Origin of the sequence: Sorangium sp. So ce448 (assembly GCF_051520915.1) — a bacterium.
In the GTDB taxonomy this organism is placed as follows: Bacteria; Myxococcota_A; Polyangia; order Polyangiales; family Polyangiaceae; genus Sorangium; species Sorangium cellulosum_B.
The window spans coordinates 4,489,335-4,514,561 of sequence record NZ_CP150343.1 but is presented as its reverse complement, the minus strand read 5'-3'; the positions used below and the strand labels follow the sequence as shown (position 1 = coordinate 4,514,561).

Sequence of the window (25,227 nt, the reverse complement as noted above, 5' to 3'; positions counted from 1 at the left end):
CTCCCCTGCGCGCCGTCGTCCGTTCAGTCCACCGCGAACAGCTCTTCCAGGTCGGCCTTGGTGAGCTTCTTCGCGCCGCCCGCGTCCTCGCTGAGGACGGAGGCGACGAGCTGACGCTTCTTGTCCTTGAGCAGCAGGATCTTCTCCTCGATCGTCCCCTCGGCGATGAGCCGATAGGCCGTCACCACCTTCGTCTGCCCGATGCGGTGGGCGCGGTCGGTGGCCTGCTGCTCGACCGCCGGGTTCCACCACGGATCGAAGTGGATGACCGTGTCGGCCGCGGTGAGGTTCAAGCCCGTGCCGCCCGCCTTGAGGCTGATGAGGAAGACCGGCACGCTCGGATCGTTCTGGAAGCGGTCGACGCGCTCCGCCCGGTCCTTCGTGGAGCCGTCGAGGTACTCGTAGGCGACACCATCCTCCTTCATCGCCTTCTCGATGAGCCTCAGCATCATCACGAACTGGCTGAAGACGAGGACCTTGTGCCCGCCCTCGACGGCGTTCGCGATGAGCTCGCGGACCGCGACGAGCTTGCCCGAGTCGTCGTCGCCGAACTCCCGCGGCAAGCCGAGCAGCCGCGGGTCGCAGGCCGCCTGCCGGAGGCGGGTGAGGCCGGCGAGGATCTGCAGCTGGCTCTTCGCGAGGCCGACGCGCTCGACCTCGCCGAGGACCTGCGCCCGCACCTCGCGCGCGACCTGCAGGTAGAGCGCCCGCTGCTCGCCGGTGAGATCGCAGATCTGATCCATCTCGATCTTCTCGGGAAGATCCTTGGCGACCTCCTGCTTCGTGCGGCGCAGGATGAACGGGTGGATGGCGGCGCGGAGCCGCTGCGCGGTCCTGTAGTCGCCCGCCTCGATCGGGCGCGAGAAGCGGGCCTCGAACTTGTCGAGCGAGCCGAGCAGGCCCGGTGAGACGAAGTCGAAGATGGACCAGATCTCCGAGAGCCGGTTCTCGATGGGCGTGCCCGTCAGCGCGAGCCGGCGCTTCGCGCGGAGCCGCTTGGCCGCCGCGGCGGTGGCGCTCATCGGGTTCTTGATGTGCTGCGCCTCGTCGAGGATGGCGTAGCTCAGGTCGAGTTGCGCGAGGAAATCCTCGTCGCGACGGAGGAGCGCGTAGCTCGTGATCACCACCTCCGCGGCCTTCACCTCGTCGATCTGATCCTTGCGATCGGCGCCGTGCCAGAGGGCGACCGACAGCGAGGGCGCGAACCGGGCGAGCTCGCGCTCCCAGTTCGTGACGACGCTCGTCGGGGCGACGATCAGCGCGCGCATGTGCTTCTCCTCCTGCTTGACGGCGAGCAGGAGGGCGAGCGTCTGGACCGTCTTGCCGAGGCCCATGTCGTCGGCGAGCACGCCGCCCGAGCCGATGTCATGGATGAACTTGAGCCACGAGAGGCCCGCCTCCTGGTAGGGACGGAGCGTCGCCTTCAGGTTCCTGGGCCGCTTGGTGCTGCCGATCTCGTCGATGTTGCTGAGCTTCTGGAACAGCTCGCGCGCGGAGGCGGTCACGTTCGATCCGCTCGCGTGCTGGAGCAGCTCGTGCACCCGCCCGGCCTGCGCGAGGGGCAGCCGGCCGTTCTTGCCGGCCGCCATCATCAGCTCGACCTCGCGATCGAGCATCGCGCGCACCGCGTCGGGATCGAACCCGGCGAACGACCCGTCCTCGAGGCGGACGTAGCGCTTGCCCTCGGCGAGACAGCGGCGCAGCTCGTCGCGATCGACGCCGACACCCTCGCTCTCGAAGCTGAGCTTGACGTTCAGCCAGTCCATCCCCGAGGTGACCTTGGCGAACACGCCGATCGGCCTGCCGCGCACCTGCGTGTCGACGAGATCCTCGGGGACGAAGAGATCCCAGTCGTCGGGGAGCTCGGCGAGCCCCTCGGTCCAGAAGGTGAGCGCCTGGTCGCCGTTCGCGACGAAGCCCTGGCCCGTCTCGTCCGGCTTGAGCCCGAGGGCGAGCAGCTTGCTCGCCGCCTCCTGCTGCGCGGCGATGTCCACGCGGATGCAGCGGGCGCGCTTCATCCCCTCCTCGGGCGGCTGAATGAGCACAGGGGGCGACATGCCGTCGGCGCGCACGGCGACCTCGGCGTCGCCGTAGGCGGCGGTCAGCGTGACGCGCGCCTCGATGAGCGAGCCGCCCGCGCGCATGCGGAACGTGGGCACGAGATCGACGACCTCGGCGATCTGGTTCAGGTCGGGCAGCTCCGCGCCGACCTCGAGCGCGATCTTGGGCAGCCCCTGCATGATGATGCGGGCCAGCTCGCTCATCGGCTCGCCGATGGTCGGCGAGCGGAGCAGGCGGCGCATCGCCGCGGGGGAGACGCGCTTGTCGATGCGGCGCGCGAGCCCCTCCTGCGTGTCGATGTGCCAGCCCGGCCAGCCCTCGAACCACCCGCCCTGCAGCAGCGAGAAGCGGCGCTTGTCGTTCCCCCGTTCGAAGCTCGTCTTCACGATGATGGTGTCGCCGCCGACGGTCTCGAGATCGAAGCGCGGCCGCAGGCTGTCGTCGCCGAAGCGGAGCTGCATCAGGGCCGGCTCGAGCAGCACGCGCTGCCCCTCGAGCAGCGGGAGCAGCTCGGCCACGTCCTCGCCGCGGATGTCGACGGCCGGGTGGCGCGGGTTGCCGCTCTCGAACCGGGCGAGCAGCCGGAGCGCGTCGCGATCCGGCGTCGGATAGAGCGCCTGCCAGGCCAGCGCCGCAGAGGGCAGCACCGGGACGCGCGCCTCGGCGTCGAGGACGGTGACGGTCAGCGCCCCTTGCCGCACGTGGAGGCGGAACTCCACGCGCCGTGCCCCGGTGACGCCCTCGGGCGGAAGCCAGGCGCCGATCCCCGTCTGCTTGGCCGTCGCGTCCAGGATCGGCGCCGCGAGGGCGACGGGTGAGCCCGGCGGCCCGTGGGTGCCGACGACGGTCGGGACGGGCGCCGCCGGCGTGATCGCCAGGCGCCCGCGGCGGTCGCGACGGCGCACGCGCTTCAGGGCGTCACCGCCGGCGTGGGCGGTCTGCGGGACGAGCGCCGGGATCGGCGGCTCGCGCCGCGGCTGCGCGCCGCGCGCCTGGTCGCGGATGCTGATGAGCAGCGCCGCGACGTGCTTGCAGTGCTGCCCAGCCTTCTGGAACGCCGGACAGGAACACTGTGACTGGATGCCATCGGGCGATAGCTCGACCTTGACGGGATACGGCTCGGAGTCGGCGGCGCGGACGGTGCCGCTCGCCATCGTCTCGTTGATGGAGATGTCCTCGACGACGCGGCGGCGGAAGTACTCCAGCCCGCGGAGAAAGGTGCGGGCGCCAAGCAGCCTTCGCAGGCCACGATCGCTGAGGGTGGAGAGTGCGTCGGAGATCGGAGGCGGCACGTCGTGGGCTCGGGATACGGGTGCGGCGGCAATTCGCCGGGATGGGTCGGGTGAACGGGATCTCTTGGCAAATCCCGCTGGGTGAAGAACCGTCATCAGATGAAGAACGGTAAGAACACGATGATCACGGCGGGGAGCATCTTGATGAGCACGTGGATCGCGGGACCGGCCACGTCCTTGAGCGGATCGCCGATCGTGTCGCCGACGACGGCGGCACCATAGGTGGGGTTGTCCGCCCGCGCCCCCGTCTCGTCGACAAGGTAGCGCCCACCGTGCGCGCCGGTCGCGATGTACTGCCTCGCATTGTCCCAGATCGCCCCGGTATTCCCCAAGAAGAGCGATCCGAGGACGCCTGCGACCGTCCCGGCCATGATCAAGGCCGCGACTGAATCGGCCGCGACCAGAGGATTATCTTCCGTCCTTGCAAAGCGCAAGGCAAGTCCCACGACGACGGGCACCACCGCGGAGACGAGGGCTGGCGCGATCATATGGCGCAGCGCGGCCCGAGAGACCATCTCGACGCAGGGCTCGTGGTCGCCGACGAAGCCCGGCGGGCGGGCGCGGGCCTGGCGCCTCACCTCGTCGAGGACGCGTCGGCCAGCCTGGAGGACGTTGCGAATGCAGCGGCCGGCCAGCCAGAAGACAAGGAGGATCCCGACCAAGGCGCCGAGATAGACCTCGGGCCGGTCGAGGCGCAGGACCATCGCGGTCGTCTCGCCGCGGATCGGCGCGCTCGACGCCAACGCGCGGCGCCGGGACTCATCGAGGTAGCCGGCGACGAGCAGCAGCGAGGCGAGCGCGGCCACGCCGGCCGTGTACGCCTTCGTGAGCGCCTTGGTCGTGTTGCCGACGGCATCGAGCACGAGGGTGCGGCCACGCACGTCCGGCCGCTCGCGGGCGACGGTCACGGCGACGATCCCGCCCGCGTTGTCCACGATGGGGCCGAACGCATCCATGGCGAGGACGTACCCCGCGGTGCCCAGCATCCCCATCGTCGCGACCGCGGTGCCGAACAGGCCCCCCCCGGCGAGCCCGGAGCGGGCGCCGAGCAGGTAGGAGCCGAAGGTGGCGCCGACGACGACCAGGAGCGGGAGCACCGAGCTCTCGAGGCCGATGGCGAGCCCGCGCAGCACCGCCATCGCAGAGCCGCTGCGGGCCGCCTCGGCGAGCTCGCGCACCGGGCGGTGCCGCTGCTCGGTGTAGTACTGCGTGACGTGCAGCACGCCGATGCCGGTGACGATGCCGATCACACCGCAGGCGAAGAAGATGACCCAGTGGGCGTCGAGCAGCCACTTGGCGGCCCCGGCGATGCCGACGGCGTGGAGGGTGGCCGTGACGTAGAGCCCCCGCACGAGGGCGTTGAAGGCGTCCTCGCGGTCGTCGGTCTTGACGACCATCACGCCGAAGAGCGTCGCGATGAGGCCGAACGCGCGGCTGACGAGCGGGAAGAGCACGACGGCGAGGGCGCTCGGGAGCCCGGCGTTGTTGCGGAAGAGCATCGCGCCCACCACCATGGCGCCCGCGTTCTCGGCGACGGTGGAGGCGAAGACGCCGGCCGCGCGCCCGGCGCAGTCGCCGACCGTATCACCCGCCAGATCGACGATCGTGGCCGGGTTCTGGAGGTCGTCCTCGTCGAGCCCGACCTCCGCGCCGGCGAGATCCGCGCCGAGGTCGGCCGCCTTGGAGAAGGTACCGCCGCCGAGCTGCGCCATCAGGGCGGCGAAAGACGCGCCGAGCGGGTAACCGGCGATGACCCAGGGGATGGTCGGGGCGAGCGCGAGCGCCTCGGCCGGCTCGGCGCCGAAGCCGCCACGGAACGCGAGGACCGCGGCGAACAGGCCGCCGAGGCCGAGCAGGCTCATGCTCGCGACGAAGAGCCCCGACACGGCGCCGCCGCGGAGGGCGATCTGCAAGGCGAGATCGAGCGAGCGGCGGGCGCCGCTCGCGGCGCGTACGCTGGTGCGGGGCGCGATCCAGGCGGCGACACGGCCGGTCGCGACCGCGCTGGCGGCCCCGACCGCGAACGAGAGCGTCAGCCAGACACCGAGCTCCAGCGCCGGCACCGGGTTGTTCTCCCCGGCGCGCCGGAGGAGGCCGTAAGCGAGGAAGATGGCGCCTCCGACCATCGCGGAGACCGCGCCGATCACGCTGCTCTGGCGGCGAAAGTACGCCTCCGCGACCCCCTGGATGATCGCGGCGACGCGCTGCATCTCGGGCTCGACCGCGGGGCGTGCGACGACCCAGCGAGCGAGGTAAGCCGCAAAGGCGAGCCCGAGCAGGCCGCCGCTGAGGATGAGCGCAAGCTCCGTCATGACGGGCGGACCGGGCGCGCACCGTGGACGCGCTGCCTCGGCCGGTGAGGGATGATGCGGGTGGTTGCCACGGTGTCGACAACGGCGCCGCAGGAACCCGCGGTGCAGCGGCGCACGCCTTCCCTACTCCGGCCAGGAGGGCCGTGCAAGCGAAGAAGACGCGCGCGGCGAGGTCATTTCAGGTCCTTCACGTCGCGTCCGACCACGTGGTCCAGCCGGGTCTTGGCGACGAGCGCGCCGACACGCGCGTTGAGCTGCTGGAGCCGCGCGCGCGTCACCTCGCCCTCGGCGTCGACCACGTCGACGCTCGTGGCCCGCCCTGCCCGGAACAGCTCGGATCGGACGCGCATCGACTCCGCGGCCGCCGCGAGCTGGCGCTCCGCTGACTCGATGCTGCTCGCGGCCTTGCTCAGCTCGGAATACGCCGAGGTCACCTCGAGGCGGAGGGCGTCGCGCAGCGCGGCCTTCTGCTCCGCGATCTGCGTGGTGCGGGCGTTCGCCTCGGCGGACGCGCCCGCGGTGGCGAAGATGTCGTTGACGACCCACGTGGCGCGGACGCCGGCGGACCATGTCAAAGCGAACTTATCCTGCGTCGGGAAGACACGCTGGTTGGGGTTCGCGTAGGTGAGATCGGCGAACCCATCCACGCGCGGAAAGTAGCCGGCCCTCGTGACCGCCTCGGCCTTCTCGAGCGAGTACTGCGTCTCGTCGAGCGCGCGGATCTCGAGGCGCTTCTGGAGCGCCTCCTGGACCAGCCCCGGGAGCGCCTCGGCTGGCGGCTTCGCGGGCGCGCTGCCCATCACGTCGATCCCCAGCGTGAGCGGCCTGTCCTGTGCGGCGCCGAGCGCGATCCGGATCTGGTCATCCGCGACAAGGAGCGCGGCTTGCGCCTCGTTGAGCACCTGCTCTGCGCCGGCCACCTGAGCCTCGAGCCGGAGCACGTCGGCGCGTGAGAGCAGACCCACCTCGAAGGTGCGGCGCGCGTCCTCGACGTGCGCCTTCGCCTGAGACACCGCCTCACCTGCGACGACGACCTGCCCCCTCACGCGGACCCAGTTGAAGAAGGCGACCTTCGCGTCGGCCGCGGCCTGAAGGGTCTCCGCCTGGAGCTCGAGCTTCTTCGCGCTCTCCGCGTGGGACGCAGCCGCATATCCCTGGGAGATGCGGAACACGTAGTCCGAGATGGGGACGGCGAGATTCGCCGCGAGCGAAATGCTGTTGAGGGGCGCCGGAAAGGACAGCGAGGCTGCCCCCACCGGCTGACCGCCGCTGTCGACGACACACTGCCCTTGCACGCCAGGCGGACACGGACCGACCTGGATCAGCCCCGTGTTCTGCGCGCCGACGATGCCCCCGAGCCCTGCGCTCTCGACCTCAGACAGGCGCGTGTACGTCGCCGTCAGGGTCACGCGCGGAAAGAAATTGACCATCGCCTGGTCGACCTTCGCAGCCGCCGCGCGGAGATCGGCCTGCTTGGCGCGGAGCGACGCGCGCGTTTGCAGCGCAGCCTTCGCGACGTCGTCCGGGGTCAGCCCTCCCGGCTGCGGCGCGAGCGCCGTGGCGAGCGGATCGGCCTTCGGCGCCGCCGGCTGGGCCGCAGCGACAGGAGCGCCCGGGGGCTGCGGTTGGCCCGCGGCAGGAGGCGCCGGGGCGGGCGGCGGGGTGACCGGCTGCGGAGCCGCCGGTCGGGGAGCGGCCGGCTGCCCCGCGGCCGGTGAGGCGATGAGCCCGAGGGCGAGCAGCCCGGCGAGCGTCGAAGCCAGCGAGATGCTGCGTCGAGACGAGGGTGCGGTGCTTTTCATGACCGGTCGGTCACTTATGGGCGGCGAGAGCACCCGTCAAGTCACAGGCGATCCCACGCATCGCGTCTCGGCGATGGCTCGCCTCGCCGTCCGGCGAAGGTGACCGGGCAGCCCGCGCTCTCGGCCCACGGGATGCTTGCGCCCCAAGGCCCACGTCCTACGCAGACCGCGCCGGACACCGTCCGCAGCGACGCCGGGCCCGATGGTCTGGTGCGCTCGTCATGCCGTGCCGCAATGGGCCACGACAGCAGGGACGTCGTCACCGATGCGCATCCCGGGACCCTCGCCAGACCCGCCCCCCAACCCCGCTCACGCGCGTTGTGGACGGCAGGAATACGTCGCTCTCTCCGCGGCAACACGTATTGCCGCGCGCGATCGAATGGAAGAACATCGAATGAAGTGGCCGCCATCTTGCTTGGCGGCGGACCGGAGGCCCTCATGCATAGACTGCTTGCGTCGCGCCGCAGCTTCTCCCCGTTCCTCGCCATCCTTGTCATCGCATCACCCTTTGCCGCCTGCGCTCCGTGGGAGCTCGGTGAGGACGACACCCCCGACATCGGCATCGGCGATCCGGGGAGCGTCGCGGTCGCGGCGGAGCCGCCGCCCGCCATCAGCGGCGGAACGCTCGCCGTGAGCAAGAGCGCCCTCCGGGCGGTGGCCGCGGATCCGGATCGCGACCGCGTCTGGATCGTCGATCTCCAGGCGCAGAAGCTGACCGCGGAGATCGCCCTGCAGAAGGGCGACGAGCCGGGCAGGGTCGTCGAGGACGACGCCGGTCGCTTCCACGTCGCGCTCCGCCGCGGCGGCGCGATCGTGACCGTCGACGCGGAGAGCGGGACGATCGTCGACCGGCGCGACGTGTGCCCGGCCCCGCGGGGGGTCGCCTACGATGCGCAGACCGACGCGCTCCATGTGGCCTGCCTCGGCGGCGAGCTCGTCACGCTCCCGGCCGGTCCCGGAGCGGCGACGCGCCGCCTGAAGCTCGATCGCGATCTGCGCGACGTGATCGTGGACGGGGACCGGCTCCTGGTCAGCAAGTTCCGGTCTGCCGAGCTGCTCACCATCGGGGCGGACGGCATCGTCATGGAGCAAAAGAAGCTCCCGAAGTTCAACCTGTTCGGTCAGGAGTTCGCGCCGACCGTCGCCTGGCGGACGATCAAGCTGCCGACTGGCGGTGTCGCGATGGTCCACCAGCGCGCCTTGATCGCGCCCGTCGAGATCGTGGAGGGGGGCTACAGCTCCGGCGGATGCGATGGGAGCGTCGTCCACGGCACGGTCTCGGAGGTCGGGACGCCCGACTCCGACGGCCAGCCGAACCTGGCCGCTGCTCTCCCCTCCGCGACCCTCCCGGTCGATGTCGCGGTGTCCGATGACGGTCTCTCGTATGCGGTCGTCGCGGCCGGCAGGAGCGAGATCCTCATGACCAGCCGCGCGAACTTGAACCTGACGGCTGATGCCTTCGAAGGAACCTGCGTCGAGGCGGAGCAGCGCGTGGTCGTGGAAGGCGAGCCCACGGCCGTCGCGTTCGCCGGCGGCTCCGTGGTGGTGCAGACCCGCGAGCCGGCGGGCATCCAGGTCCTCGGGGCTCCCAACACCGCCGGCAACCGCGCCGCCAAGGTCATCACGCTCCCCGGGGAGAGCCGGAGGGACACCGGCCACGAGATGTTCCACCGGAACACTGCCGGCCCGATGGCGTGCGCGTCATGCCATCCGGAGGGAGGCGAGGACAGCCATACCTGGCACTTCAACCCCATCGGACCGCGGCGCACCCAGTTCGTCAGCGGCGGGATCCTCAACACGGCCCCGTTCCACTGGGACGGCGATATGTCGGGTATCGAAGCCATCATGGACGAGGTCTTCGAGCGGCGCATGGGCGGCATGCACCAGGGACCGCGCCGGGTGAAGGTCTTCGCCCGGTGGATCGACAGCCTCCCCGCTCCGCCGGTGTCGTCGGCGCCCGACGCAGAGGCCGTCGCGCGCGGCGAGGCCCTCTTCCACGACAAGGCCGTCGACTGCGCGAGCTGCCACGCGGGCGCTCAGCTCACGACCAACGACTCGTTCGACGTCGGGACGGGCAAGCCCTTCCAGGTGCCGTCGCTGGTCCGCATCGGCGCGCGCGCGCCGTTCATGCACGACGGTTGCGCGCCGACGCTGAAGGACCGGTTCACCAACCCCGCCTGCGGCGGCGGCGACCGGCACGGCAAGACGTCCCAGCTCTCGGACGCCCAGATCGACGATCTGGTCGCCTACCTCGAGACCCTCTGACCCCTTCCGGCGGGATTTTCCGCCGGTGAGCCCGCCCGGTCGCGCCCCTTCACCGCGAATGATGTAACGAGCGCCGAGCCGCGATATGCTGGCGCGGCGTGAACGTCGCCGAAAAAGTCGCCACCCTCGAAGCGCTCCTCCACCGGGTGCAGCGGAACGCCGCTGCGCCTCGCACCCGGGCGCAGCTCGCGGCCTCCGCCGAGCTCGTCCCGCATCGCGGCGAGGCGCCCGGCGCCATCGCCAACGACACGGCGGGCGCGGCCTCGCCCGACCCCAGGTTCAGCTCGACGGAAACGTCGCCGGCGAACGAAGCACGGCCGGCAGCGGCGGCCAGCGCGGTCGCAGCGAGCGGACCGTCTGCGCCGCGCTCCCTCGAGCCCGTCCTGGACGACGTCGGTGGCATCGACGCCTTCAGCCCGGCGGCCGCGCAGGCATCGCAGACCGCGGCGGCCAGCGCCGCGAGGCAGCCCGCAGCGGCCGCGAAGGCACCGCAGCAATCTCCGGCGAAGACGCCGCAGCAGCCGCCGGTGAAGACGCCCGCGGCGGCCACGCCCGCAGCGAGCGGGGTCAAGGCCGCAGCCGTCAAGCCGGCCGCGGCGACGCCGGCGCGCAACCCTGCGCCGCCTCCGAGCTCCCCCGGGAAGCCGGCCGCCAGGCCCGCCGCCTCCATCGATCCCCCCCGGGCTGACGCCGGCCCCCCCGCCGGTGCTCAGGAGACCTTCCGTCCTCCCGCGGAGGCGGCCGAGCTGAAGCCGAGAGAGGCAGCCAGGACCGCGGCCAAGGTCACCGCGCCTGCGGCCAGGTCAGCTGCCCTGGGCAAGGACGCGCCCGCTGCAGGCCCGGCGGTGCCCCCGGCCCGGGGCTCCAGCCCGCGCGCAGAGACGAAGCCGTTCTTCCCCCACGAGGACGTCGCTGCGCGGCCGAAGGTGGCGGAGAGCGACAGCGAGCTCTCGTTCGCAGGGCTCCTCCCCGACGAGCCGGAACCCGGCAAGAAGCCCGCTGCAGCGCTGAAGCTCCCGGCCGAGCGCAGGGCGGCGCCGGATGCCGAGGCGCGCGCGGAGCGCAGATCCCTGCCCGACCGCGCGGAGGTACACGCCACGGCCGCCGCGGACGACGCCTCCACGCTCGAGGCGGTCACCGCCCGTGGGCCGTCCTCTTCTGGTGAGCCGGTCACCCCCAAGGCGCCGGATCCGATCGCCGCCGCCACGCGGCGCGCGATGGGGGAGCCTGCCACCGAGCGAGAGTTCAGCCGCGAGATGGTCGACGACGAGCCGACCGTGATCCGCGGCATGCTCGAGGACGAGCCCACCGTCATTCGTTCTCGCCCCGAGGGCCTCGAAGACGAGGAGACGGCGGTCCGTTCCGCGCGGTCCGAAGCCCAGGCCGTCGCGCGCTCGGTCGCGGAAGAGACCGGCGCTTCGTCGCCTGGAACGCTGTCCAGAGACGCCAGCGACGAAGCGGATCGCAGGTCCAGGCCGAAGGCGGCCGACCGCGACCTTCTCCCGAAGGTCATCACCAAGGACCCGCCCCTCCCGGCCGACAAGGACGTGAAGCCTTCCGACCACGTCACGACGCGGCCCGCCGTGGACGCCGGCATCACCGTGCGACCGCCGCCGCGCCCGCGCTCCCGCGTGGGCATCGTGATCGCCGCCGTGGCGCTCCTCGTGGGCGGCGCAGCGGTCGCGTACCGGCTCAGCGTGTCTGACCCCGAGCCCGCGCCCCTCCCCGACGTCGCCCCCGACACGTCTCCGGGAGCGACGCAGAGCGCGACCGCGCAGCCGCCTGCCACCGCGCCGACGCCGACCGCCGCGCCCACCGAGACGGCGCCCGCTGCACCGTCCGCGGCCGAGACCGCGACGCCGGCAGCGAGCGCTGCGCCCGAAGCGAGCGCTGCGCCCGAGGCGAGCGCTGCGCCCGAGGCGAGCGCTGCGCCGGCCGCAGGCAAGGCCGAGGATCTGCCACCGAGCCGGGGCCACCTGACGGTCAATTCGCCAGAGCGCGCGTCGGTGTATGTGAACGGCTCGCTCGCCGGAAGCACCGGAGAGACGCTCGACGTGCCTTGCGGGACGCGTTACGTGCGGCTCGGCAAGCTGACGACGGAGAAGACGTCGACCCCCGCGTGGCTCTCCGCCGGCCAGGCGGTCATCGTCGGTTGCCGCAAGCAAACGGTCGTGTCGATCACGCCCGCCGCGGCGAGCCCGACGCCCGACCGGCCCACGAAGCGGAAAGGCAGCCCCGCCGGCACCGCCACCCCGGACGGTGAGGGCGCTGCGCCCGCGCCCGCTGAAGAGACCGCGCCTGCACCTGATCCCGCTCCGTAAAAACCCGCGCCCCCGGCCGGTCCGGTCGGGGCCTGCTCCCTCGGGGTCGCCACATGCCCCATGCAGAGGGGCAGGAGCGCGGTGCTAGGCTCCGCGCCCGATGGATTCCGAGACGACTCCCCTTCCCCACGAGGCCGGCGCCACAGCTGGCGACGCGGCGTCGTCGGCGTCCGTCAGGGTGGCGAGCTCCGGTCCCTTCCCGCTGCGCAGCCCGGCAGGGGGAGCGCCCCTCGACGGCGTGGCGGAGACAGAGCTCAGCGACCTCGCGACGATCGTCGCCAGAGCGCGGGCGGCGCAGATCGCCTGGGCTGAGGTCCCGATCAGGGAGCGCGCCGAGCTCATCGCGCGCGTCAAGAAGCGCCTGCTCGCGCGGGCCGAGGAGATCGCGACGCTCGTGCACCGCGAGTGCGGCAAGCCGATCGAGGAGGCCGCGCTCGCTGAAGTGCTCCCGAACGCGGATCTCATCGACTACTGGAGCCGGTCCATCGAGGAGCTCCTCGACGACCCCCCCGTCGCGCTCGATCCGCTCGCCTACCCCGGCAAGGTCGGGCGCATCCAGAGGGATCCGCGCGGCGTCGTCGCGCTCATCACGCCCTGGAACTACCCTGTCGCGATCCCGCTGCGCACGATCGTGCCGGCGCTGCTCGCGGGCAACGCCGTCGTCTTCAAGCCGAGCGAGGTCACGCCGCGCTCCGGCGCGCTCGTCGCGTCGCTGTTCGACGGGCTGCTCCCGGACGGCGTCCTCGCCGTGGCGCAGGGCGGCGGCGACGTCGGCGCCGCGCTCGTCGGGGCCGGCGTCGATCTCGTCGTCTTCACGGGCAGCGTCGCCACCGGCAAGACGATCGCCGTCGCGTGCGCCGAGCGCCTCATCCCGACATCCCTGGAGCTCGGCGGGAAGGACAGCGCCATCGTCCTCGGCGACTGCGATCTGGAGCGCGCCGCGCGCGGCGTCCTCTGGGGCGCCTTCACGAACGCCGGACAGAACTGCGCCTCCATCGAGCGCGTCTACGTCGAGCAGGCGATCGCGGACCGCTTCATCGCGCGCGTCGTCGCGCTCGCGGGGCAGCTCCGGGCAGGCATCGACGTCGGCGTGATGACGACGGCGCGGCAGGCGGAGCTCGTGCGGCATCAGCTCGAGGCGGCCGTCGAGGGCGGGGCAGAGATCCTCGCCGGCGGCACGCCGGAAGAGGGCTCGCTCGCCTTCCCACCGACGGTCCTCAAGGTGGAGCGCGAGGACACGCCGCTGCTCCGGGAGGAGACCTTCGGCCCCGTTCTTCCCATCCTGGTGGTGAAGGACGCCGAGGAGGCGATCGCGCGCACCAACGCGTCCCGCTTCGCGCTCACGACCAGCCTCTGGACCCGCGGCTACGAGCGGGCCCACGCGCTCGCGCGACGGCTGCGCTCCGGCGTGGTGACGATCAACAACCACGGCTTCACGGGCGCGCTCCCGGCCGCGCCGTGGACGGGGGCGGGAGACAGCGGCTACGGCGTCACGAGCAGCCCGCACGCGCTCGCGGAGCTCACGCGGCCGCGCTTCTTGCTCGAGGACCGCAGCAGGGCGAAGAGCGAGCTGTGGTGGTACCCTTATACGCCCGCGCTCCGGACGGTCGCCTTCGCGATGGCGCGGGCGCGAGGTGGAGCCGGATGGTTCGGCCGCGTCAGCGCCCTCGTCGAGCTCGTCGCCGCGCTCGCGAGGCGCATGCTCGGTCGCTGATCCTGAGACCTATCGAGCGAACGCATGCGCCCTCTGATCCTCCTCTCCAACGATGACGGCTACTCAGCCCCGGGTCTGACCGCGGTGCGGGACGAGCTCGCCCGGCACGCCGACGTGGTGGTGTGCGCCCCCGCGGTCAACCAGAGCGCGACGAGCCACTCCCTGAGCCTGCACCGCGTCCTCCGGCTGCTGGAGGCTGCGCCCGGCGTGTTCGCGGTCGACGGGACGCCCGCCGACTGCATCTACGTCGCCCTTCACGCCGGCACGCGCGTGCTGCCGCGGCGCCCCGATCTGGTCGTGTCGGGCATGAACCACGGGCTCAACCTGGGCGCCGACATCTTCTACTCGGGCACCGTGGCCGCCGCGCGCGAAGGAGCGCTCCGCGGAGTCCCCTCGCTCGCGCTCTCCGCCGATGCAGGCGCGTCGCTCCCGGCCGCAGCGGCGCTCGGCGTCAAGCTCGCCCTCGCCCTCCACCGCGCCGCCGGGCAGGAGGGCCGCCGTCCAGCGCCGCTGCTCAACGTCAACATCCCTGCGGGCGCCAGCTGGCCCGTGCGGGCCACGCGCATGGGCGCGCGCCTGTACACCGAAGAGGTGATCTTTCGCCGGGATCCGCGCGGGCACGAGTACCTCTGGATCGGCGGCGCGGGCGTACGCCACGACCTCGTCCCCGGCTCGGACACCGAGGCCTACGACGCAGGGGCCGTCAGCGTCACGCCGCTGACCCTCGACCTCTTCGCCGCGCAGCATGAGGGCATCGCAGGCCTCCTCGCCGCGGAGCTCAACGACGGCCACATCACATGACGTAGCTCGCGCCGCGACGCGTGGAGCGCTTTCCGGCTCGAATGCGGTCGCCTACGCTCGGCGTCATGTTCAATCACGACGCCCTGCCCTCCGAGCACGCGCTCCGTTATCTCAAGGCGCACCTCCGGAACGTCGCGGATTTTCCGAAGCCCGGGATCCTCTTCAAGGACATCACGCCCCTCCTCGCGGATCCGCGGGCGCTCCACATCACGCTGGATCTCCTGGCCCAGCGCTTCGTCGGAGAGCATGTCGACGTCGTGGTCGGCGTCGAGTCCCGGGGCTTCATCTTCGGCGGCGCGCTGTCGGCCCGGCTCAACGCCAGCTTCGTGCCCGTGCGCAAGCCAGGCAAGCTCCCGGCCGCGACCGATCGGGTGGCGTACGCGCTCGAATACGGCGAGGCAGAGCTCGAGATGCACAAGGGCTCGATCAGGCCGGGGGCCCGGGTCCTCATCGTGGACGACCTGCTCGCGACCGGCGGCACGGCCGCGGCCGCGGCCGAGCTCGCGCGCACGCAGGGCGGCGAGGTCGCCGGCTTCGCCTTCGTCGTCGAGCTCGATTTCCTCGGCGGTCGTGCGCTCCTCGCGGAGCGCGCCGGCGACGCGGCGCCGGTCTTCTCGATCGTGCACTTCGCCGCGGGCGAGTGAGCGTTCACTCCTGGCCCACGCCGACCTGCAGCTTGCGCGCGACGGTGCGGCTCGCGGTCGTCGCCCGGGTCGGCCCGCCGACGGGGAACGTGATGACGATCGCGCCTGTCCCGCCCTTGGTGATGCCCCCGCCGTGCGCCCCCACCAGCTTGCCCAGGCTCGCGGCATCGAGCGAGGCGCCTGCGCCGCGCAAGGCGTCGATCGGCCCCACCCCCGGCAGCGCGGCGAGCGCCCCACGATCGACCGCCGACATCTCGGCGAAGAGGCCGGACGAATAGACGAGCGCCGTCGCCGCTGCGGCCGGATCCGAGCCGCGGAACCAGGCGCCGGCGTCGTGGTAGGGCAGGTGCGCGCAGCGCGCGTACAGGGCGCCCAGCGCCGCGGCGGACGCGTCGGCCATGCGATCGCCGAGCGCGACGAAGCGCGCCCGGTGCGCGGGATCGAAGTATGCCCGCGCGTATCCGCCAGAGAAGCGCGCGGTGATCGCGCGCCACGACGGAGAGCGCCTTGCCTCCTCCGCATCGAACCCGGGGACGATCTCAACAGCCCCGTCGGTGATCGCGGCGAGCTCGGCATCGGCGCCCACCGTCAGCTTGCCCTGCGCGATGAGCACGCCGAGCCCCACGGACTCGGCGGTCAGGGCTGCTGGTTCCCCGGCGCCGGCGCCGCGCGGCATCGCCAGCCAGAGCTCGGCGACCCAGCCCGCGAGCTCGAACGGCCCCATGGAAGCGCCGGCGTAGATCCGCTTGCGCGCGGCCTCGCAGGTGCGCGCGTTCCGCGCCGCATCCTCGCCGGCGGTCGTCTCCGGCTCTGTGGGCGAGGCGGCCGGGGCCTCCCGCGATCGGAGCATGCGCGACGCGAAGAGCGCGACGACGATCACGAGCGCGATCGCGCCGACGGGGATCACGAGGTGCCGCGCTGGCCGGACCCGGGCGGCCGGCGCAGGCGGCGCGAGCGAGCTCACCGCGCGGTGCGCCAGAGCGAGCCGCCGCGCGATGTCGGACGCCTTACGCGTGCGCAGCTCCTGTGGCAGAAGCGGCCACTGCTCGACCAGCTGCTCCAGATCGATGGCCACGGGCGCACCGCGCCCACGCAGCGCGATCTGGCGTCCCTGCACGCTCACCGAGCCCGATGTTCCAAACAGGCCCAGGGCCTCCTGTACAGCCGCCTCGATCTCCCGCGCGCTGGGATCGTCCACCCTCGCAGGGTAGCCGGATCTGCCGCCGGCATGCCGCCGCTTCTTCACGCCGCCCGGCCGTCACGGTCGCAGGCGCGGGCGGAGACGGAAATGCCGCGGACGGCCGGCGGACATGGCACATTCCCGCGCGTGCAGAAGACGCGCGTCTACCTGTCGCCGGGCATGTTCGGCTTCGCGACCCTCGCCTCCCTCGAGTACTTCGAGCACTTCATCCGCGCGATCGAGGAGCGGTTCCGCGATCGCGGCCGGATCGTCGAGATCCACGTCTGCGAGGTCCACCCGACCGCCTCCATCCTCCGCCGGGCGGCGAAGCTCGCCCGCCTCGTGGACGAGAGCGCCGGGGACGACGACGGCCCCATCCACATCGTAGGCCACTCGACCGGAGGCCTGGACGCTCGCCTCGTCGCTTCGCCGACGGCGCGGCTCCCCGGGAACGCTCACCGCCGGCTCGGCTGGACGAGCCGGCTGCGGTCCGTCACCACCATCAACACGCCCCATTTCGGCACCCCGCTCGCCGCCTTCTTCGCCACGGTGAGCGGCCAGCGCCTGCTCTACGCCGTCACCGCGCTGACGGTGGCCGGCCTCAAGCTCGGCGCGCCGCCGCTCGCCGCCGCGTCGGCGCTGGTCGCCGCGTTCGGCCGGGCGCAGCTCGGCTTCTTCGAGATCGAGCTCATCGATCGCGCGATCGAGAGCTTCATCCGCGTGCTCGACGACGCATCGAGCCGCGAGCTGCGCGCCTGGCTGAAGCTCTTGCGCGACGACCAGGGCGCCATCGTCCAGCTCATGCCCGAGGCGATGGATCTGCTCCACGCCGGCCTCGAGGACCGCGCGGGCTTGCGGTACCAGAGCGTCGCGACCTACGCGCCACGCAACGCCGTCCGCGACTGGGTATCGGCGCTCCGGTCGCCGTGGGGAGCGATGTCGGCTGCCATCTTCACCGCGCTGTCGAACATCACCGCCCGCCTGAACGAGCACTACCCTTGCCGCTCCCACGACGGCTCGATCGAGCAGAAGCTCGCGCGCGTGCTCGGGGAGCTGCCGCCGCCGGACGCCAACGACGGCGTGGTCCCGCTGGCCTCGCAGGTCTGGGGGGAGCTCATCTGGGCCGGCAAGGCCGACCACCTGGACATCGTCGGCCATTTTCCGGGCAAGGGCGGGCACATCGACTGGCTGGCGAGCGGAGCCCGCTTCAATCGCCTGCGCTTCGACGCGGTGCTCGACCGCATCGTGACCGGGATGGTGGCCGGCGAGCAGGGCGGCCTGACAGAGCACGCGGCGGCGCCGCCGCGCCCGCTCGCGGAGGCGCGCGCCTCGGAGCGCGGCGTGGAGGTGGGGCAGAGCAGCGCCTCGACGAGCTCGGGCGGCGAGCCCGCCGCGTGAGCCGCGGCGGCGCGGCGCGCGCGCTCGATCTGATCACGGCGGAGCTCGTCGAGTGCCGGCGCTGCCCGCGGCTCGTGGCGTGGCGCGAGCAAGTCGCGCGAGAGAAGCGGCGCGCTTACCGGGGCCAGACCTACTGGGGCCGCCCTGTGCCGGGCTTCGGCGATCCGGACGCGCCGCTCGTGATCGTCGGGCTCGCTCCGGCGGCGCACGGCGGGAACCGCACCGGCCGCATGTTCACGGGCGATCGGTCGGGTGACTTCCTCTACGCGGCGCTCTATCGAGCGGGGCTCGCCTCGCAGCCGACGAGCACCTCGCGCGACGACGGGCTCTCGCTCCGGGGCGTGTTCATCACCGCCCCCTGCCGCTGCGCTCCCCCGGACAACAAGCCCACGATCGCCGAGCTCGCGGCGTGCCGCGGGTGGATCGACCGAGAGCTCGCAGCGCTGCATCGGGCGCGCGTCTACCTCGCGCTCGGCAAGATCGGCTATGACGCCGTCGCCGCGCTCTCCCGCTCGCGCGGCGCGTCCGCGGGGGATCGCGCGGAAGCTCACCCACGCCTCCCACCGTTCGCGCACGGCGTGGAGGCGGCGATCCCCGATCCGCGCGGCGGCGGGGCGGCGCTGCTCTTCGGCAGCTACCACGTCAGCCAGCAGAACACCCAGACGGGGCGCCTCACCGGCGACATGTTCGACGAGGTCCTGCGCCGCGCCGTCAGCGCGGCGGGGCTTCGCGCCCCCCAGCGATCGGGACGTTAGTCCTGCTTCGACAGGAGCTTCTGCAGATCGCCCGACTGGAACATCTCCGTCAGGATGTCGGAGCCGCCGATGAACTTCCCGTCCACGTAGACCTGCGGGATCGTCGGCCACTGCGAGAAGTCCTTGATCCCTTGGCGCAGCGAGGGATCGGACAGCACGTTGACGTCCTTGAAGTCCACGCCGCACTTTTTCAGGATGTCGACGGCCCGCGCCGAGAACCCGCATTGCGGGAAGGTCTTGGTGCCCTTCATGAAGAGGACGACGCGGTTGCTCTCGACGGTATCCTTGATCGCCTGGTGGATGTCGCTCATGGCTCGTTCCTGATCTCCCGCCGCGAGCGGGATCGCCCATTGTTCAATCTACACAGAAGCGGCGCGTGACTGCCGGGCGGCACGCCGTGGCGTGCCGGCGGGGCTCGCGAGGGGACCGCGCTGGGCTCGCCAAGCGAACCACGTGACCGCCCCGCCCCGCGCGCGGTTGAGAACGGGGTTTCTGGTGTCGCCCTCCGCCCGCGTCAACTGGGCTGGAGCGCCGCAGGGGTCCCATGGAAGGCTGCAGGGACCAGTGTAGCCAGTGGTTCCTCGGGCGGGTGCGCCGACGGCTTGGTGCGTCTTCGCGGGGGCTGAGGCGGTAGGCAGCGCCGGCCAGGCTCAGCGCATCCATCGGGGGCTCGACGGCCGCGGCCGTGCGGGGACACGGCGGGCGATCGACACCGCGCGCGGCCGCCCGCGAACACCGAAACGTCGAACGCTGGTCGACAACGTGCTCCAGGACCTGGGTACCCGGGCCGCGGCGACGCCGCTTTCCGCTCGCTGGACGCGCCTCGTGCCATCTGCACCGCAGCGTCTGGCCTCGCGCCGCCAAGTCGTTGTAGAACACGCCCCCACCTCGGCCGTCTTACCGACCGTGACCAGCGGCGGTGAGCCGCCGCGGGTGCGGCGAGCGTCCCATTCTCGCGGCCTCACCCGCACAACCCTGAAGGAGCCTCGTATGCGCTTGCACGTCCTCATCCCAGCGGCCCTGCTCGGCCTCGCGCCCCTCGCCTGCGGCGGCAGCGACCCGGAGCCGAACAACCCGTCGCAGATGCAGAACCAGTACGGGGCGTCAAACCAGTACCCCCCCGGACAATACCCGCCCGGACAGTACGGTCAGCCCACCCAGCCGGGCCAGTACGGCCAACCCACCCAGCCGGGCCAGTACCCGCCGCCGGCCACCACGACCCCCACCCCGGCGCCGACGACGCCGACCGCAACGGGCACGAGCACCGGCCAGGCGACCCCGATCGCGCCGGCCGCGGTCAGCGCAGCGACCCCGATCCTCACCGCGATGGCGGCCTCCGAGGTCCAGGGCATGCAGCCGGAGGGCGGCGCGTTCGCCGGGCAGTTCCAGGACGGCCAGACGCTCGAGCAGCCGTTCAACATCCAGCCGGGCAAATGTTACTCGGTGATCGGCGTGGGCCTCGGCGTCCAGGAGCTCAACCTGCAGATCGTCGCGCAGCCCGCGCCGATGCTGCCGCCCGTGGTGCTCTCCCAGGACAACACAACGGGACCGAACGCCACGCTCGGTGGCAAAGGCTCTTGCTTCAAGAATCCGCTCCCCGTGGGCGGCCCCGCGAAGGCCATCATGACCGTCAAGGGCAGCGGCCTCGCCGTCGCCCAGATCTACGTGAAGTAGTCGCGCCCCTGCGGGCTGGCGCCGTCTGCCTCATGTATCGAGGCGCGGCGCCACCGCTCGCGCCTCGGGACCTCCGTCGTACGTTTGCCCCTCCACTGTTCGCCGGGGGAGATGCAAGGTACACTCCAAGAGTGAGCTTGCCTTGGAAGTACTCGGCTCCCTGGATCGCCATCGTCGGACTGGCGTCCTGCTCTTTTCGCATGGCCAATGAGTCGACGGGCGGCCCCGATATGCCCGGGGAGACCGCTCAACCCACCGTCCTGGCGTTCGAGGAGGAAGGCACGCTCCAGCTCGTGCCAGGGGAGCTGCGCACGGTCTGGGTCGCGGGACAACCGCCGGCGCCCTACGAGGTGAGCTTCACCCTCCTCGGCGAAGCTGCAGGTGCATGGGTCGACCGCACGACGGCCGTCGCGGACGAAAGTGGGAGGGCCTCGGTTCAGCTCCACGCGTCGACCCTGGGAAGCACGTTTCGGCTCCGCGCCGCGACGAAGGGCGGGCCGTCCGCGGAGCTCGGTGTTTCGGTGAGCGCGGAGGGCTTCGGCACGCTCCGCGTCATCCCGGTCTACGAGGGGACGCGCGTCGCGAAGGACTGGACGGCGAGCGTCGTCGCGGAGGCCACCTGCGAGGAGATCGCAGCGGCTGCGCCCGAAGCCCCCGTGGGCGCGCTCGTGGCGCACGGCGGTCCGGACGAACCGGTTGTCGTCAAGGGCGCGCCTGTAGGGCCGAGCCTTACCGTCGCTCTGCACAGCGGTCGGATCATGTGGGGTTGCGTGGGCGAACGAGAGCTGCAGGCCGGCTCCGCGCGCGACGTCTGGGTCCCGATCAAGGACCTGCCGATCGATATGGCGGCGACGCGCCTCGACACGAAGCTGACCCTCGTGACGGCGGAGGGGCTGACCGCGATGCTCGAAGCAGCGACCGAGCAGCTGCTCGACGCATTCTCGCCTGCCGGCGTGGAAGCCGCGTCCCTGCTCGACGCCATGCAGCGCGCGGCGCCGCCGGACCATGCGCGCGCGTTTGCCGCGCAGCGGATCGAGCGTGACTGGGACGCTGCAGCAGAGGCGCACCTCGCCGCGCTCCCGATCCCCCTGCGCGACAGGTGTCGTGGATGGGCGCGTGCCGGGCTCGCGAGGACGCCGCTCGCGCTCGACGGCCAGCTGAGCGGCGTGGCAGACATGCAGGGACGCGCGCTCTTCGAGGCGAGCTGGCTCGGCAGCGTGACCTCTGACAACGCGGGCGTGCCACCGGCACATTTCATGTCGTGGACGGCGGATCCCGGCGACGTGCTCCGGCTCGCGGGGACGCTGACATGGTCGCCAACCCGGTACATCGGCGGAGTGACGGGGCTCGGGGTCGCAGCGGAGGAGGCCGCGGAGTCGGTCCCCGCAGCGCTCGCCGCTGCCGCAGAGTGCCAGGCGCTCGGCGAGCTGCTCGGCGGCTACTCCGACTGCACGAGCGACTGCATGGCGATGCTGTGCGCTGGCGGGCTCACGCTCCTGTGGCGTGCTGGAACCGAGGCATCGGAGACAGCCGGGATGATCGGCGAGATCGTCGTGAACGCTTCAGGCCCTGCGCAGCTCAACAGCTCCGCCGCGCCGATCGCATGGACGGCCGACTGGCTCGGGACCATCCGCTACGGAGGAGGCGAGGAGGTCGGCGTCGAGGGACGGGTGAACGCCGTTTCGCCGGAGGCCATCACCCGCTAGCGGATCATCTTGCGGCGTCCTTCGGCTCGCAGCGCAACCGCCACCTCCGGCCCGTTGCGCGCTCGGTCGCAGCGAGCGGGATCGCGCTGGCGCCAACATCGTTCTGCTTCTCGGGTGCCTTCGAGAAGGCGCCCTGCAGCCTCACCGCCATCGCCTCGACGCACGCGCTGCCTGGATCCAGGCGAAGCCGGAACTCGGCGCCGTCGACGGAGGGCGCGCTTCCGCCGAGATCGAAGCTCGGCGAGCCCTCCAGGCTCGTGTCGAGGAGCCAGCCGTCCTGACCCGGAGCGCAGCGCTCGATCCGCGTATCCGCGAGGTCCTTGCGGCCGAGCGGCACGGCCTCGCCGAGCGCGCCGGTCTCGCCGTCGATCGGGAGCACGTGCCAGGAGCCGGCGCGCACGCCAGGGTCGGGAGCCGCCGAGATGAGCAGGCCGACGCCGCCGCCCAGCGCACGCCGGACCAGGCGCGGAGGATCCACGCCGTAGCCCGAGCGGCCAGGGCGATAGTAGGTCGCCAGCTGTCGCGCGATCCCGAGGTCGGCGCGCCACAGCGCGACGACGTCGTACGAGCCGCCGGGCGTCACGAAGAACCACGTCTCGCCGAGCCGCACGGCGCCGTTCGGAAACGGCCGGAGGAAATTGCCGGCGCGGCCTGCGCTGTCGCGCAACGGAAGGATCGGCATCCCTTCGGAGGCTGCGAACAGGCTGCATCCGGCGCCCCGACACACGTGGGTCAGCGCGGCCCGTCCGCCAGGATCGAGGTACGCGCCCCAGGACGCCGCCCCCTGAGTCACCACCCCGAGCGCCTCGGCGGCCGACGCCTCATCCGACCAAGGCGAGGCGCTCACGCCGCTGGAACGCACCCCGCCATCCGGGTCGAAGCGATCGTCGAAGCGGAGGAGCCAGCGCCCGGCGCGCGCCCAGTCTGCGCCTCGCTTGCCCCATGCGTAGGCGCGCATCGTCACGATGTCGTACGGAGCCCCGTTATCGAGGCCGATCTCGTCGACCCCGCGCTTGGGCGGCGGCGTGTTGCGGAAAGGAGCCCACGGCGACGTCGGTGTCTCCGTCGACGCCGAGCGCGTGACCGACGAGGCCGGGCGCGCCCCCTCGGCGCGCGCGGAAGGCGCGGCGGGAGGCTTGTCCGGCAGCGGTGGCGTCGAGGAGCCGAGGGCCTCGCAGCGCATCGCGATCGGGCTCCCCGCGCGGAGCGGCGTCTGGAGCACCGGCGGCGGCTTCGCCTCGGCGAGATCGTCCGGCAGCGCCGTCTTGCCCCAGCCGACCCGGATCCAGCCCCTGAAGACGCAGCCGACGGGGCCGCACGCGCGCGTCCTCGACGCCGCGGTGTCGTCGTCCCGCTCCGGCAGATCGAGCGAGCGCCAGGTCATGCCGCCGTCCGTCGACTCGGCGGCGCGCTCGCCTTCTCCGAGGGAGAACGCGAACCGCCCAGACAAGAGCGCGCCCGTGCCGTCCTGGCGCGGCGCCCCAGCGGTCACCTTCCCGCTCTTCGCGTCGATCCGAACGCCCACGATCGGACCGCCTGCCTCTACCCAGCCGCCGATGACGCCGGGCTCACGCTCCTCGAACCCTTCGATCCACATACCGCGCTGCAGATCGCGCGCGGTGCTGCGCGGCTTGGGCGGGAGGATCAGCGGGACGGTCATGACGTCGCTCCCCTTGAGCAGCGTGAGCTGCCCCGCCGCGTCCAGGCGAGGCGGCGAGAGGACGGCGATGCGGCCGTCGGACAGCGCGACGACGCGCTCGATGCCGACGTCTCGCGTGGGCGCGCGGACGTGGATCTCGCGGGCGCGCCCGTCGGCGGCGACGACGCAGTACGCACGCCCGGCACGCTCCGCGCTGTCTTCGCTGCAGGAGCCGCGGATCACCAGCGCGCCGTTGCCGCTCGCGACCACGAAGCGGGGCTCGTCGAAGCGCATCAGCCGACGCATGCCGAGCGGCGGCTGGAACGCGTACAGGGTCGTCGGCCCCTCGCGCTCGCCGCACACGAACCCGAACGACGCCCCCGCGCGGATCGCATGGCAGGCCGCCTCTCGCTCAGGATAGGCGTCGGGCGCGACGTCGATGACCGCCCCGTCGCGCAGCGAGACGCGCGCCAGGGCGCCGCCGCGAGCCACCACCGCGGTCGCGCTCGAGTCGGGCCACCCGTCCTCGACCGCGGCGCGGAGCGGGCGCCTCCCGAGAGGCCCCTGCGCGCGCGCCGGCGGCTCCTGCACGTCGTCGGAAGCATCCAGCGTGCGGTACGTCACGCCGCCGCGCGCATCGACCGCGTAGAGCCCGCTCGCGGTCATGACGGCGGGATCGCCGCCGACGACGGCGACAGACGTCGGCCGCGCGTCGATCTCGACCTCACGCCAGGTGGCCCCGGCGTCGAACGTGACGAGCAGGCCGCGCAGATCGGCCTCGACCAGGGCCCGCCATCCGTCAGCGAAGGCGATCTGGCCGTACGTGCTCGTCGGTGGGAGCGGGCCGAGCGGCATCGCCGCGCCCGTCTGCGCGTCGATCGCGAGGAGCCGGTGGCTGTGAGAGAGCCGAGCGTAGAGGCGATCGAACCCCGCGAGGATCTCGTTCGCCTCCGACGGCAGCTGGACGAGCGGCTCGAGCGGGGCGAGCCACGCCTGGGCCCGCCAGAGCTGCGCGCTGCCGCGGTTCGAGGCGTGGAACAGGTACCCGCCGCCGAGGCGCGTCGGCAGCTTGAGCGAGGTGACCTGACCTGACGGCAACAGGTCGGCGGCGCGCTCGAGCGATCCATCGTCGTGCGCGACGACGCGCATGCGATCGATGAGCACCCGCTTGGCCCCCGCCTCGCTGGCCACCACGCCGCGCTCTCCGACGAGATCCGGGAGCAGCCGCGATGGAGTGACCATGGTCACGAGCGCCCCCTGCGACGATCGCCCGCCCGGAGCCGGGCGCGACGCCTGCCCGGAAGCGCTGCGATCGCTCGACGCCGGTCCTCCGGAGGGCGCCATCCCCGCCTGTCCACCGCACCCTGCCGCGCTCGCGCAGAGGAGCAGCGCCATCGTGGAGCGCCGCGCCGCGCCCGGCATCCGCCGAGGAATCGGCGCGCGCAGCCGCCCGTCGGGCTCACTCATGACGGACGATGCTAGCGCGGCGGTCCAGGCGCCGCACCGTCCTTGCGGGCGCCCACGCCAAGGTTCAGCCGCGGCTCGCGTCGTGCGTGTCTGCAGCGGCTGGCCCATGCCGGCCGCGCATCGCGCGCCCAGCGCCGGAGCAGCCGCTGCACGCGCGGCTCCGGCGACGAGGAGCTCCTCTCACCGATCGAACGAC

The 25,227-nt window shown here is 72.5% G+C and carries 15 protein-coding genes; 9 read left to right on the top strand and 6 right to left on the bottom strand.

The window, feature by feature from the left end; all coding sequences use genetic code 11:
* Positions 1 to 23: 23 nt before the first annotated feature.
* The 3 genes from WMF45_RS17165 to WMF45_RS17155 all read right to left on the bottom strand — a co-directional run bounded on the left by WMF45_RS17165 (position 24) and on the right by WMF45_RS17155 (position 7,467).
* On the bottom strand, positions 24 to 3,353 hold the full coding sequence (locus WMF45_RS17165) for an SNF2-related protein (protein ID WP_437717956.1): 3,330 nt from the start codon (positions 3,351 to 3,353) through the stop codon (positions 24 to 26).
* 95 nt (positions 3,354 to 3,448) lie between these two features.
* Complete coding sequence (locus WMF45_RS17160; RefSeq protein WP_437717955.1) at positions 3,449 to 5,665, bottom strand: sodium-translocating pyrophosphatase; 2,217 nt, start codon at positions 5,663 to 5,665, stop codon at positions 3,449 to 3,451.
* Positions 5,666 to 5,838: 173 nt separating this feature from the next.
* Positions 5,839 to 7,467: a TolC family protein gene (locus tag WMF45_RS17155; protein ID WP_437717954.1), complete on the bottom strand. Its 1,629-nt coding sequence runs from the start codon at positions 7,465 to 7,467 to the stop codon at positions 5,839 to 5,841.
* A gap of 438 nt (positions 7,468 to 7,905) precedes the next feature.
* On the opposite strand from WMF45_RS17155, the gene WMF45_RS17150 reads away from it, so the two are divergent.
* The 5 genes from WMF45_RS17150 to WMF45_RS17130 all read left to right on the top strand — a co-directional run bounded on the left by WMF45_RS17150 (position 7,906) and on the right by WMF45_RS17130 (position 15,212).
* Positions 7,906 to 9,732, top strand: a complete 1,827-nt coding sequence (locus WMF45_RS17150) for a c-type cytochrome (RefSeq protein WP_437717953.1) — start codon at positions 7,906 to 7,908, stop codon at positions 9,730 to 9,732.
* 98 nt (positions 9,733 to 9,830) lie between these two features.
* Entirely contained in the window at positions 9,831 to 12,053 is a 2,223-nt protein-coding gene (locus WMF45_RS17145) for a hypothetical protein (RefSeq protein ID WP_437717952.1), read from the top strand.
* A 100-nt stretch (positions 12,054 to 12,153) separates the two neighbouring features.
* Positions 12,154 to 13,767 carry an aldehyde dehydrogenase family protein gene (locus WMF45_RS17140; RefSeq protein WP_437717951.1) on the top strand — a complete coding sequence of 538 codons (1,614 nt, stop codon included), beginning with the start codon at positions 12,154 to 12,156 and terminating at the stop codon, positions 13,765 to 13,767.
* Between the two features lie 24 nt (positions 13,768 to 13,791).
* Positions 13,792 to 14,568 carry a 5'/3'-nucleotidase SurE gene (gene surE, locus WMF45_RS17135; RefSeq protein WP_437717950.1) on the top strand — a complete coding sequence of 259 codons (777 nt, stop codon included), beginning with the start codon at positions 13,792 to 13,794 and terminating at the stop codon, positions 14,566 to 14,568.
* A gap of 41 nt (positions 14,569 to 14,609) precedes the next feature.
* Positions 14,610 to 15,212 carry an adenine phosphoribosyltransferase gene (locus tag WMF45_RS17130; protein WP_437717949.1) on the top strand — a complete coding sequence of 201 codons (603 nt, stop codon included), beginning with the start codon at positions 14,610 to 14,612 and terminating at the stop codon, positions 15,210 to 15,212.
* 4 nt (positions 15,213 to 15,216) lie between these two features.
* Here the strand turns inward: WMF45_RS17130 and WMF45_RS17125 are convergent, their stop codons facing one another.
* Positions 15,217 to 16,410, bottom strand: coding sequence for a hypothetical protein (locus WMF45_RS17125; RefSeq protein ID WP_437717948.1), 1,194 nt, complete (start codon positions 16,408 to 16,410; stop codon positions 15,217 to 15,219).
* A 90-nt stretch (positions 16,411 to 16,500) separates the two neighbouring features.
* Here WMF45_RS17125 and WMF45_RS17120 point away from each other — a divergent pair, with 90 nt between their 5' ends.
* Both WMF45_RS17120 and WMF45_RS17115 read left to right on the top strand, forming a co-directional pair.
* Positions 16,501 to 17,790: an esterase/lipase family protein gene (locus WMF45_RS17120; protein ID WP_437717947.1), complete on the top strand. Its 1,290-nt coding sequence runs from the start codon at positions 16,501 to 16,503 to the stop codon at positions 17,788 to 17,790.
* Positions 17,787 to 18,545 (top strand): uracil-DNA glycosylase, encoded by a 759-nt coding sequence (locus WMF45_RS17115; RefSeq protein ID WP_437717946.1) that lies wholly within the window; start codon positions 17,787 to 17,789, stop codon positions 18,543 to 18,545. Before WMF45_RS17120 ends, WMF45_RS17115 begins: the two co-directional genes overlap by 4 nt.
* Here the strand turns inward: WMF45_RS17115 and grxD are convergent.
* Positions 18,542 to 18,856 carry a Grx4 family monothiol glutaredoxin gene (grxD, locus tag WMF45_RS17110; RefSeq protein ID WP_437552835.1) on the bottom strand — a complete coding sequence of 105 codons (315 nt, stop codon included), beginning with the start codon at positions 18,854 to 18,856 and terminating at the stop codon, positions 18,542 to 18,544. The two genes, WMF45_RS17115 and grxD, sit on opposite strands and share 4 nt — an antisense overlap.
* Before the next feature lie 679 nt (positions 18,857 to 19,535).
* On the opposite strand from grxD, the gene WMF45_RS17105 reads away from it, so the two are divergent.
* Both WMF45_RS17105 and WMF45_RS17100 read left to right on the top strand, forming a co-directional pair.
* Entirely contained in the window at positions 19,536 to 20,219 is a 684-nt protein-coding gene (locus WMF45_RS17105; protein ID WP_437717945.1) for a hypothetical protein, read from the top strand.
* A 131-nt stretch (positions 20,220 to 20,350) separates the two neighbouring features.
* Positions 20,351 to 21,925: a hypothetical protein gene (locus WMF45_RS17100; protein WP_437717944.1), complete on the top strand. Its 1,575-nt coding sequence runs from the start codon at positions 20,351 to 20,353 to the stop codon at positions 21,923 to 21,925.
* Between the two features lie 4 nt (positions 21,926 to 21,929).
* Here WMF45_RS17100 and WMF45_RS17095 read toward each other — a convergent pair whose 3' ends face one another.
* Entirely contained in the window at positions 21,930 to 25,031 is a 3,102-nt protein-coding gene (locus WMF45_RS17095) for a hypothetical protein (protein ID WP_437717943.1), read from the bottom strand.
* Positions 25,032 to 25,227 lie beyond the last annotated feature (196 nt).